Raw genomic sequence first — 12,462 nt, forward strand, 5'->3', positions numbered from 1 at the left:
TCTATGTACGCTATTTTAGACATTGAGAGTACAGGAGGCAAGTACAATGAAGAGGGAATAATGGAAATAGCCATACATCAATTTGATGGTGAAAAAGTAACAGACACTTTTATAAGTCTTTTAAACCCAGAAAGAGAAATACAACCTTTTGTTGCCAAACTTACCGGAATTAACAATAAAATGGTTAAGAACGCGCCTAAGTTTTATGAGGTTGCCAAACGTATCTTAGAAATTACAGAAGATTGTGTCATTGTAGCACACAACGCTCAATTTGATTACCGAATATTACGGACGGAATTTAGGCGACTAGGTTATGATTACCAGCGAAAAACCTTGTGCACGGTAGACCTTTCTAAAGAATTGATTCCAGATGCAGAATCCCATAGTTTGGGTAAATTGGTACGATCTCTAGGTATTGCGGTTAGTGATAGACATAGGGCCAATGGAGATGCCTTGGCAACCTTAAAACTCTTTAAATTATTACTAGCCAAAGACACAGAAAAGAAGATAGTAAAATCCATTATCAAAGCAGAAACATTGGGCGAACTTTCCCCAACCCAATTAGATATTGTAGAAGCTCTTCCCTCAGAGAGCGGATTGTATTATATGCATGATAAAGATGGAGATATCCTTTTTATTGGTAATAGCAAGAATATTAAAAAAAGGGTAAACCAACACTTTACCAATGTGGGCGATATAGCCCGTAAACTACAAAAAGAAACCAAAAAAGTAACATTTGAACGTACCGGTGGCGAATTGGATAGTTTGATCAAAGAGGCAGAAGAAATTCGTAGAAACAAACCCAAATACAATAGAAAGCAAAAGCCTATAGGGTTTAGCCACGGAATTTATTTAATTGAAAATGAAGAAGGAGATATTCTTTTAAAACCGCAAAAAGCAAACCATAAAAATGCACGGTTAAGTAGTTTTGGCTCATTAAAAACCGCAAAGACGTTTTTAACGCGTCTAAAGGAAAAATATGGCGTAAACCTAGAGCAGAACAGAGATGAACAAAACAATATAGTTCAAGAATTATTTATGGATTATAGCACTTTTAACAGAGACTTGATCATTATTGACCGTGGAAGAAGTCTTGGTGAAAAAGCGGTGTTCTTAATTAAAAAAGGCACATTGGTTGGTATGGCTTATACTGATTTAAATCATCAAATTAATAATATTGCTATCTTAGAGACTCTCTTAACCCCTATTAAAGGTACGCCTTATATTACCTTTATCATAGAGACTTTACTAAGAAAAAAGAATAGGTTAAACATAATAGATTTAAACCAAAATTAGTTTGAAAAACCACAAGGTGCATTCTGGCTGGAGGCATAAACTTCACGAAATTATTTATGAAGCAGATACGCCTAATGGCAAAATATTTGACCTTACCCTAATTTTTTTGATTGTTGCTAGTGTAATCTTGGTTATGCTAGAATCCGTAGACGAGTTCGATGCAAAATACCATCAAACACTTTATGTATTAGAATGGATTATTACCATATTCTTTACCATAGAATATATTGCCAGAATCATCAGCATAAAAAAACCTTTAAAATATATTTTTAGTTTCTATGGCATAATAGATTTACTATCTACCATACCGCTTTATCTATCCTATATTTTTGCGGGCTCTCAAGTTTTATTGGCGGTAAGGGCTTTTAGGCTTTTAAGAATTTTTAGAATTCTAAAACTTGTTAAGTTTATTGGAGAAGCGTCTCAATTAAGTAGGGCCCTAAAAGCCAGTAGAACCAAAATTGCCGTGTTTATTTATGTGGTTTTGATTCTTTCGGTAATTATGGGCACAATAATGTATATAATTGAAGGAGATGAAGCTGGGTTTACAAGTATACCTAGAAGCATTTATTGGACCATAGTTACGCTTACTACCGTAGGATATGGTGATATTGCGCCACAGACCAATTTGGGTCAATTTATGGCAACCGTTATCATGATATTAGGTTATGGTATAATTGCGGTGCCAACGGGTATAGTTACCTCAGAGATCAACAAAGAATATAGAAGCGGCAAACCAAAAATTGGGGACGACAATTATGTGCACGTTAATACCCAAGCGTGTCCTAGTTGTGCTGCAGAAGGCCATAGAGACAATGCCAAATATTGCTATAATTGCGGACATCTATTATGAGCAATAAAACTGTTATAGCGGTAGTTGGACCTACCGCAATTGGTAAAACGAAAATGGCTATAACTTTGGCCAGACATTTCAATACAGAAATACTATCGGCAGATTCTAGACAATTCTTTAAAGAAATGGAAATTGGTACAGCTGTACCGTCTAAGGAAGAATTAAAGCAGGCCCCACATCATTTTATTCAGCATAAAAGCATTCATGAGCCTTATTCTGTAGGCGATTTTGAAAGAGATGCCCTTGAACTTCTTGGCAAACTGTTTCAACAAAAAGATATAGTTATTCTTGTAGGTGGTTCTGGGTTATATGTAGATGCGGTCTTGTATGGATTAGATTCGTTTCCAGATGTGCAACCAGAAATTCGTGCTAAACTGAATAGAGAATTAGAACAAGATGGTATTGGAGGTTTACAACAACAGTTAAAAAAATTAGACCCAACGTATTATGATAAAGTGGATTTAGAAAATCCACATAGGATAATTAGAGCGTTAGAGGTTTGTATCTCCTCTGGAAAGCCTTACTCTTCTTTTCTTAACCAACCCAAAAACAAAAGACCGTTTAATCATTTAATAGTAGGTATAGATGCGGATAGGCAATTAATTTATGATCGTATAAACCAAAGAGTAGATTTAATGATGAAGGCCGGCCTATTAGATGAAGCAAAAAATATCTATTCTTACCAAAATTTAAATGCGCTACAAACTGTAGGTTACCGTGAATTATTCGAGTATTTTTCAGGAAAACGAGATTTAGCAAGTGCCATAGAGGAAATCAAAAAAAATACCAGACGATTTGCAAAGCGACAACTAACCTGGTATCGTAAAAACAAAGGCATTCATTGGGTTCCTTTTTCCATAGAAAAAACAACATTGATTAAACAAGTAGAAAATAAATTAATACAAATGGAAATACCAAAAATAATCTATGTAATGGGTGTTTCCGGAACGGGTAAGAGCACTATTGGTAAATTGCTATCAGAGCAATTGGGTTATCCTTATTTTGATGGGGACGATTACCATCCTGAGGTCAACGTAACAAAAATGGCTAGTGGTACTGCATTAAATGATGATGACCGCCAAGGTTGGTTAGAAAAATTAAATACATTAGCTCTAAAAAATTTGGATACTGGTGCTATCATAGCTTGTTCTGCTCTTAAAGAAAAATACAGGGAAACGCTGCGTAAAGAAATAGCGGAACAGACCGTATTTATTCATTTAACTGGTAGTTTTGAATTGATTAAACAACGATTAGATGCGCGCAAAGGCCATTTTATGAGTGCAGCACTCTTACAATCGCAGTTTGATACACTAGAACCACCTTCCTACGAAATTGAAGTTTCTATTGCCAATGAACCACAAGCCATTTGCCAAGAAATATTAGCCAAACTAAAAACATGGAAACTACCTTAATCCTTGCCATTGTTGCCGGAATAGCAATTCTATTAGTTCTAATTCTTAAATTTAAAATCAATGCGTATTTAGCGCTTTTAATTGCAAGTATTGCAACAGGAATTTTTGCAGGATTAAATCCTAATGCCATTATAGATACCGTTAAAGAAGGCATGGGAAGTACATTATCTTCTGTGGCCACCATTGTTGGGTTGGGTGCCATGTTCGGCGCCATTTTAGAAACATCTGGCGGAGCAAAGGCTATAGCTAACTTTTTAATTGGAAAATTTGGGTTAAAAAATGCACCACTTGCAATGGTTATTGCCGGTTTTTTAATAGCTATTCCTGTTTTCTTTGATGTTGCCTTTATTATTTTGGTTCCTATGATATATGCCTTACAAAGGCAATCTGGTAAATCTTTATTGCTATACGCTATTCCATTGTTGGCGGGATTAGCCATAACCCATGCTTTTATACCACCTACTCCTGGACCTATTGCTGTTGCAGATATTATAGGGGCCGAATTGGGCTGGGTAATTTTGATTGGTTTTTTAGTGGGCATACCTACCGCCATCTGTAGTGGACTTTTATTTGGAAAATATATTGCCAAACGCATATTTGTGGCTGCTCCAGACCAAATGCAAGAACAAACAAATGAAAAATTACCTAACATTTATCTAATTCTTACTATTATAGGAATACCCATTGTACTAATATTGCTTAGAACCACTTTAACAAGTGGAATTTTAGGAACATTAGATGAACGCATAAATCAGGTTATATTACTAATTGGCCACCCATTCTCAGCATTGATTATTGCCAATCTTTTGGCTTGGTATTTTTTAGGCATCCGTTTAGGATATACTAAAAAAGAATTGTTTACCATAACCCAAAAATCTTTAATGCCCGCAGGCACAATAATTCTACTTACAGGTGCAGGGGGTGTATTTAAACAAACATTAATCAACACAGGCGCAGGTGAAATGCTTGCCAGTTCTTTACATAATCTTGGATTTCCTATTCTACTATTTGCGTTTATAGCTGCAGCAATTGTACGTATAATTCAAGGCTCCTCTACCGTTTCAATGATTACGGCAGCAGGTTTGGTAAGTCCATTATTAGCCAGCGTGGCCTATTCTCCAGTACAAATGGCCTGTTTGGTTATTGCCATTGCATCTGGTGCCAGTATATTCTCTCATGTTAATGATAGTGGGTTTTGGTTGGTTGGGCAATATTTGGGCATTACCGAAAAGGAGTCCTTTAAATCTTGGACCATGATGACTACCATCTTGGCCATCACAGGAATGATTACGGTAAGCATCCTTTTTATAATTCTATAAAAAAAGCCGCAAAACAATTTCGCGGCTTCTTTTATTTTAGACTTGGTGCTTTTTAACTGGCTTCATCTTCGGTTTTTACAACCAAACGGAAGCCTTCACCATGAATATTTAAGATTTCTACTACATCGTCTTTCTTTAGATATTTACGCAGCTTTGCAATGTAAACATCCATACTTCTAGAAGTAAAGTAATTATCATCTCGCCAGATTTTAGTTAAGGCTAATTCTCTTGGCATCAAATCGTTTTCATGCAAAGCAAGTAGTCTTAATAGCTCGTTTTCCTTTGGCGATAGTTTAATAGGCTCTTCTTCTTTGTATTTTAAGAAACGAAGTTTAGAATTTAAATGGAAATTACCTATTTCAAATTCAAACTGTTTGCTATCTGCAACTGAATTAGAAGCTTTACGTTGTAGAATAGCTTTTAATTTCATCAATAACACTTCAGAATCAAACGGTTTGTTCAGGTAATCATCCGCACCTGCTTTATATCCCTTTAAAACATCTTCTTTCATGGTCTTGGCAGTTAAGAAAACAATAGGAACATTCTCATTCTTTTCCCTAATTTCTTTGGCCAAGGTAAAACCGTCTTTGTACGGCATCATTACGTCCAAAATACAAATGTCAAAGTTGTCTTTTTTGAACTTTTCAAAACCTTCCATACCGTTTTTAGCAAGAACAACATCAAAATCGTTCATTTGCAAGTAATCTTTTAGAACAATCCCAAAATTTGGGTCGTCCTCTACTAAAAGTATTTTCTTATTTTCTGTTTCCATAACTTTTAAATTAAAGGTAACTTAATGTAGAAAGTACTTCCTTTACCTTTTTCACTTTCAACATAAACTTCACCTTGGTGATCATCTATTATATTTTTTACATAGGCCAAACCTAAACCATGACCTTTTACATTATGTATGTTACCGGTATGTTCCCGGTAGAATTTTTCAAAAATTTTCTTCTGAACGGTTTTGCTCATCCCCGCTCCTTGATCCTTGACCTTAATAACAATATGATTTTTGACCGTTTCTGTATATACGTCTATTTTGGGTGTTTCCGGAGAATACTTTACCGCATTGTCCAACATATTAACAATTACGTTTGTAAAGTGCATATCATTGGCCAACACCTCTGTGCGTTTGGCATCTAAATGTGTATTTACATAACCGCCTCTATCTTCTACGATTAATTCTATGTGCGTAATGGCATCTTCTATAATATCGTGCACATCTACCCTATCCTTACTAATATCTAATTGGTTCTTTTCTAGTTTGGATATTCTTAGAACATTCTCTACCTGTGCATGCATACGTTTGTTCTCATCGCGTATCATTCCTAAGTAACGTAAAACCTTTTCTTGGTCTGTAATAGATTTTGGGTTTCTAATAGCCTCTACCGCTAGATTTATAGTAGCAATTGGTGTTTTAAACTCATGCGTCATATTATTTATGAAATCTGACTTTATTTCTGAGATTTGCTTTTGCTGTATTAGCTGATAAATGGCACTACTATAGGCAACAACAATGATTAAGGTAAACAATAGTGAAAGTATGGCCATACTCATGATACTGTTTATCAAAAATTGTTTTTTCTCTGGAAAGGTTACCAATAATGAAAAGTTGGTTTGCCCTTCACTATCTCTGAATATAGGCGTCTCATAAATGGTTCCACGATCAAACTTGAACTTTTTGGAACGTACTTTTGTTGGAAAACCTTTACTATAAATTCCATATTCAAAATCGATATCTACACCCCTATTTTCCAATTCTCGCTCAAGGGACAGCTCTAATTCTTGATTAGAAACCCTTTCATGAATTGGCACAGAGCTAGCCATTTCTCTAAAAACATCTTCAAAAACCGCTTTGTCTACAGAAGATAAACCACCTAATTTTTCTACCTTTTGTAAAGGTGTTAAGGCATAACGTTTACCATCCAAACCAAATTCTTCTTTTACGATTGTGGTTGTACGCTTGCTAGTAAAATTTTTCACCGTAGTAGAATCGGTCAAATTATTGTCAAAGAACATTGATGAGATATCATAGCCTTCTTCTAAGATACCGTGGGAATAGAATTTCATTTCGTCTGAATTGATATCCCTGTCCACAAAAAAGATGCTTCTGTAGTGAGAGGTCTGTGGTTTTCCTACACTATCTACCAACTGTGCCAAACGGTCATTGTAATCTCTACGTTCTCTAGATTCTACCCGTTCTGCTACCTTATCCAAAACATCCTCCACAGTATTTGAAAACTGCTCTTGCTTATCAGAAACCGATTTCTTAATCCAAAAAACCTGAACTGAAATAATTCCTATCAGCGAGAGACTCATCAAAATGACCAGTAGAATAAACCTTCTCTTGTTCATTTGGTCAAAATTAGAAATTTAACATTTCGGGACTTATGCGTTTAACCTAACCTTAACAAAAATGTTAAAGTACTATTGCTTTACACTCTTGTTTAACAGAATTTCATGGATTTTGGCAACGGTTTCGGCAGTTTTTCCCAAATTCGTATTTATTATTGTAAAATTCGCTTTTTTTTCCTTTTCGGTATCTGGTAGTTGGTTATTGATACGGGCCTCTACCTTTCCCCTATCTACCTTATCCCTTTTCATAACCCTTTTTATCCTTTCTTCCAAAGGCGCGGTTACCAGAATTATTTGGTCATACTTTTCCTCACTTTGGTTTTCAAAAATCAACGCACTTTCTTGAATTATATATGCAGTACTTTGCTTTTGTACCCATTTGCTAAAATGCTTTGCTACAGCTGGATGCACAATTTGATTCAATTTTTGAAGTAATTTTTTGTCCTTAAAAACCAAATTGGAAATATAGGCTCTGTTTAACCCACTGGCCGTATAGGCTGCTTCTCCAAAATTAAGCATTATTGCCTGCCTGATCTCTGGTGCTGCATTCATTAATAATTTTGCTTCTCTATCTGAATCATAAACAGGGATACCCAAATCCCTAAACATTTGTGCAACGGTACTTTTACCACTACCAATACCACCTGTTAAACCAACAATCATTGCTTTTCCAATATAAACTCTACCTTATTATCTAAAAGCCTTACAGAATAAACACCCTCTGGGTCTTTACCCATTTCTACATATAGGGTTTGTCCTTCGGTATCTTCTTTAGTAGCATAATCTACAAACACATCAAAGTCATTGGCATCCAATTCCTTTAGTTGTTTTACATTGGCCTTACAAACCAATTTAACACGGTTAGGGAACATTTTTAATTCATAACCTTCAGGTACGTGAAGCGGTTTTATGTTTACCATAAATTCTTTCTCAGAAAACTTCTCTACCAAACCACTTACAGTAATTACTTGTTTGGTAATTTCTACATTATTAAACGATTCGTCAAAAGGTAAAATAGCAACCTCACGCTTAAAATTCTGATTTACACTTTGCAATCTCAAAGGCTCCGTCTTGGCCTTATCTATTTTTATAAGTTGCTGTTTTGGGCCCTTAATTACTAAACTATCAGGCGTAATTTTTAGACCATCTTGAATAAAATAATTTGGTGCTAAGTTTAAATCCAAATCCAATTCTACCGGAATTTTTTTAGAATCTACTTGATAAGCTGCTACTAAATGTTCATTTTCCAAGACGTCTATCAAGGTTATACCTCCAGATAATGCGTTGTTCAATTGCCTTCTCACCTCGGTATCATTTAAATAATAATCGCCTTGATTTACTTTCAAAGATTGCAAATTCAACGCAATTGGTTTTGCACTAATGGCATACCCCAAATATGTAAAACCGCTAGCCTTTACCTTTGCCGGTAATTGCGGACTCACCTCCGGATCAAGAAGTAAAGAATCTGGTAAATTGGTATAAACAACCTTAAACTTAACATTAGACTCATAGCTATCTGATAATTTGCTAATGGTCCATGAAAGAAAAGAACACAGAAGGAAAAAAAGAAACATCTTTAATTTTCTTTTATTAATTCCGGTAAGTGCGTCTTTATTTAATTTCACGTTTGCTAAAAAATAGTTTTGGAAATAGTATTTCTGGTTCCTTTTTGCTAAAGTTAATTAAGAATGTAGACTTTAAAAAACCCCAACCATACCCAAAAAATTGAATCAATACGGCGTATACAGATAATCCGGCAATTTCAAAATTTTTATTGCTTATTAAAGATGCAATAAAAAGAATCCATAAATACATAAACACGAGATAAATACCTATAAACTGACCAAACAACGCCATTATAAGTGACAATACTATGAACCCCACGAACAAGGTAGGAAACCAATAGGTTAATTTAGCGGTTCCCGGATGCCAACTGTTTAAAATTGGTCTTACCATGCCAAATTTATTTACCTGGGTTTTAAATTTACCCCAATCAATTCTACGTTTATGGTAAACAAATGCTTTAGGGAATAAACGGGTTTTAAAACCAGCTTTCCATATTCTAAAGGTTAAATCTGGATCTTCTCCCGGATGTATGTTTCCAAAACCTTGTGTAGCTTTAAAGGCTTCTCTAGAAATACCCATATTAAAACTTCTTGGCTGAAATTTGCCAACAGACTTTTTGTTACCTCTAATACCGCCAGTGGTTAAAAAAGAGGTCATAGCAAAATTAATGGCCTTTTGTACTTTAGAAAAAGATTCGTGGGCAGCATCCGGACCACCAAAACAGTGTACAAAATCCGCATTTAGTTCTTTCTCTACTTCTTCTAAGTAGTTTTTTGGCATTATGCAGTCCGAGTCCAATACAATAAAATAATCTGCCTTTGCCCTTCGCATTCCAAAATTACGAGAATCTCCAGGTCCAGAATTGTCTTTTTTATAGTAACTAATAAATAGTTTGTCTTTAAAATTGGCAACTACATGTTCTGAATCTAGTGTTGAACCATCTTCTATCAAAACAACCTCAAAAGGCTTATTGTAGGTTTGCCTAGCTAAACTAGCCAGTAACTCTTGTACCTCTTCTGGTCTATTAAAAACAGGTATTATAAAAGAATATTTAGGGTGTGCCATAGCCTATAAAAATAAAGCCATCCAAAATAGGATGGCTTTAACTATTGGAATACAAATTTTATTTGCTGAATTCTTCTATTACTTCTTGACTTACACCCGTGTTAGAAAATCCACCATCATGGAATAAATTCTGCATGGTTACTTTCTTGGTCAAATCTGAAAATAAACTAACCGTATAGTCCGCGCAATCATCTGCCGTTGCATTACCTAAGGGCGACATTTTCTCTGCATAGCTAATAAAACCATCAAAGCCTTTAACCCCTTGGCCAGCCGTAGTTGGTGTTGGTGATTGGGAAATAGTATTTACCCTTACCTTTTTTTCTTTACCAAAGAAATACCCAAAACTTCTAGCTACAGATTCCAAATAAGCCTTGTTATCTGCCATATCATTATAATCTGGAAAAGTCCTTTGGGCGGCCATATATGTTAAGGCTACAATACTACCCCACTCATTCATGGCATCACTCTTGTATAAAGATTGTAATACTTTATGAAAAGAAAGTGCAGAAACATCCCATCCTTTAGCAGTCCAATCATATTTCTCATCTGTATAATGCCTTCCTTTTCTAACATTTACAGACATTCCTATGGAATGTAAAACGAAATCTAATTTTCCTCCTAAAATAGCTACAGACTGTTCTACTAAATTCTTTAAGTCCTCCTCACTAGTAGCATCTGCTGGTATAATCTCTGAACCTGTTTTTTCTGCCAAGCTCTTAATTTGCCCCATTCTCATTGCTATTGGGGCATTGGTCAAAACAAAGGAACCACCTTCCTCATGAACTCTTTCTGCTGTTTTCCACGCAATAGAATTTTCATCTAACGCACCAAAAATAATTCCTCTTTTGCCTTTTAATAAATTATGACCCATGTTGTTTTTGTTGGTTTAAAGTGTAAATATAGTAATTTGGTATTGCTTTCTTTTGCTATTTGTAGCCTAAGAATTAACCAATAATTCTTTTGCATGTTCTAGCGCGGAAGCCGTAAAATTTTTACCTCCTAACATTTCTGCAAGCTCATGTAAACGCTCTTCATTTTCTAAGCGTTTCATTTGAGTTACCGTAGTCTGGCCTTCCTCTTGCTTAAAAACTTTGTATTGCTGTTTTCCTTTAGCCGCCACTTGCGGCAAATGCGTAATAGAAAAAACCTGCATATGTGCGCCCATTTCTTCCATAATTTCTCCCATCCGATTGGAAATTTCACCAGAGACCCCAGTGTCAATTTCATCAAACATTAAGGTTGGTAGCTTCTCATAACTAGCCAAAATAGATTTTATGGCCAACATTATTCTAGACAATTCTCCTCCAGAAGCTACTTTTTTCAACTCGCCATAATTAGACCCTTTATTGGCACTAAATTGAAACACCAAAGCATCTTTACCGTTAGATTTAAATTCTTCTATAGGATTAACCTCAATTTTAAAAGTAGCAGAAGGCATACCCAAAGAAGCCACCTGCTGGGTTAACACCTTAGCTAATTTTGGAATACTTTTTACGCGTTTATCATGAATATTCTTAGCCAGGTTGTTCAATTGACTTTCAACTTGGTTAACTTCTTTTTGTTTTTGGGCAATAGTGCCATCCATATCTAGAGAAATGGCCACTTTTTCTGATAGTTCCTCTCTAATGGCAATTAGCTCCAGAACAGATTGTACTTGATGTTTTTTATATAAGTCTTGTAATAATTGAAGTTGACCGTTAACCACCTCTAATTGTTCTGGGTCTGCATCTACGCTATCTGATAGTTTTTCTATTTCTGAAGCAATATCTTCCAATTCTATGGAAATGGATTGAACCCTATTGTTTAATTCTGAATAACTTTTTCCGTAACCCGCTAACTTTTGGAGCGCATTTTGTAAACTTGAAGATGCTGTAAGCAATCCTACCTGCTCTTCGTTCAACAATTGATGCGATTGGGACAAAAGCTCCCTTACAGTCTCAACATTATTCAACTGTTCAAAAGTTTCCTCTAATTCTTCCTGCAGCCCTTCTTTAAGATTGGCGGTTTCTAATTCTTCTAACAGAAAAGTATTGTAATCTAGTTCTTTTGTGGCGGCGGCACGGTTTGCCAAAAGCGTTTTTAGTTCAGATTCTAGCTTTTTAAATTGTTTTAGTTCCTTTCTATATTCTACCAATAGAACAGATGTATCTGCAAGTGCATCTATTACCTTAAATTGAAAGGCATTTTCTGTTAATTGCATGGTCTGATGCTGAGAATGTATATCTACCAAACGCTCCCCTAAACCAGCCAAAACACCAAGTGTTACCGGTGTATCGTTAATAAACGCCCTAGATTTACCACTAGGCAATATTTCTCTCCTTAAGATACTTTCTACCTCATAATCTAAGTCATTATCAACAAAAAAACTTGTTAAGTTATAATTCTCGATGGCAAATGTAGCCTCTATGGTACATTTGCTATCACTATTTTTTAAAGCCGATAAATCTGCCCTTTTACCCAATACCAAGGAAAGTGCCCCAAGTAAGATAGACTTACCGGCACCTGTTTCTCCGGTTATGGTTGTGAAGCCATTATGAAATTGCACATTTAGATCATCTATTAGTGCATAATTTTTTACAGATAGGTTTACTAACAA

At 35.4% G+C, this 12,462-nt stretch carries 11 protein-coding genes; 4 read left to right on the forward strand and 7 right to left on the reverse strand.

Going from position 1 to position 12,462, the window contains the following annotated elements; all coding sequences use genetic code 11:
• Window positions 1–3: 3 nt before the first annotated feature.
• The 4 genes from BUL40_RS05935 to BUL40_RS05950 are packed head-to-tail and all read left to right on the forward strand — an operon-like array spanning window position 4 to window position 4,880.
• Window positions 4–1,296, forward strand: a complete 1,293-nt coding sequence (locus BUL40_RS05935; protein WP_080318470.1) for an exonuclease domain-containing protein — start codon at window positions 4–6, stop codon at window positions 1,294–1,296.
• A 1-nt stretch (window position 1,297) separates the two neighbouring features.
• A complete protein-coding gene (locus tag BUL40_RS05940) occupies window positions 1,298–2,149 on the forward strand; it encodes an ion transporter (protein WP_010518038.1) in 852 nt (283 codons plus the stop codon).
• Entirely contained in the window at window positions 2,146–3,561 is a 1,416-nt protein-coding gene (gene miaA, locus BUL40_RS15930; protein WP_217983355.1) for a tRNA (adenosine(37)-N6)-dimethylallyltransferase MiaA, read from the forward strand. Before BUL40_RS05940 ends, miaA begins: the two co-directional genes overlap by 4 nt.
• Entirely contained in the window at window positions 3,546–4,880 is a 1,335-nt protein-coding gene (locus BUL40_RS05950; RefSeq protein ID WP_080318471.1) for a GntP family permease, read from the forward strand. The genes miaA and BUL40_RS05950 overlap by 16 nt, the downstream gene beginning before the upstream one ends.
• 52 nt (window positions 4,881–4,932) lie before the next feature.
• Here the strand turns inward: BUL40_RS05950 and BUL40_RS05955 are convergent, their stop codons facing one another.
• The 7 genes from BUL40_RS05955 to recN all read right to left on the reverse strand — a co-directional run bounded on the left by BUL40_RS05955 (window position 4,933) and on the right by recN (window position 12,462).
• The gene (locus tag BUL40_RS05955) at window positions 4,933–5,652 is read right to left on the reverse strand and encodes a response regulator transcription factor (protein WP_010518031.1); all 720 of its coding nucleotides are present in this window, start codon (window positions 5,650–5,652) and stop codon (window positions 4,933–4,935) included.
• Between the two features lie 5 nt (window positions 5,653–5,657).
• On the reverse strand, window positions 5,658–7,235 hold the full coding sequence (locus BUL40_RS05960; protein WP_029511444.1) for a sensor histidine kinase: 1,578 nt from the start codon (window positions 7,233–7,235) through the stop codon (window positions 5,658–5,660).
• 72 nt (window positions 7,236–7,307) lie between these two features.
• Entirely contained in the window at window positions 7,308–7,898 is a 591-nt protein-coding gene (gene coaE, locus BUL40_RS05965; protein WP_080318472.1) for a dephospho-CoA kinase, read from the reverse strand.
• On the reverse strand, window positions 7,895–8,860 hold the full coding sequence (locus BUL40_RS05970; protein WP_080318473.1) for a CdaR family protein: 966 nt from the start codon (window positions 8,858–8,860) through the stop codon (window positions 7,895–7,897). Before BUL40_RS05970 ends, coaE begins: the two co-directional genes overlap by 4 nt.
• A complete protein-coding gene (locus BUL40_RS05975; protein WP_080318474.1) occupies window positions 8,847–9,866 on the reverse strand; it encodes a glycosyltransferase in 1,020 nt (339 codons plus the stop codon). The genes BUL40_RS05970 and BUL40_RS05975 overlap by 14 nt, the downstream gene beginning before the upstream one ends.
• Window positions 9,867–9,924: 58 nt before the next feature.
• Window positions 9,925–10,737: an enoyl-ACP reductase FabI gene (locus BUL40_RS05980; RefSeq protein ID WP_010518024.1), complete on the reverse strand. Its 813-nt coding sequence runs from the start codon at window positions 10,735–10,737 to the stop codon at window positions 9,925–9,927.
• A 66-nt stretch (window positions 10,738–10,803) separates the two neighbouring features.
• Window positions 10,804–12,462 (reverse strand): DNA repair protein RecN, encoded by a 1,659-nt coding sequence (recN, locus tag BUL40_RS05985; protein WP_080318475.1) that lies wholly within the window; start codon window positions 12,460–12,462, stop codon window positions 10,804–10,806.

The organism is Croceivirga radicis (assembly GCF_002072105.2).
GTDB lineage: Bacteria > Bacteroidota > Bacteroidia > Flavobacteriales > Flavobacteriaceae > Croceivirga > Croceivirga radicis.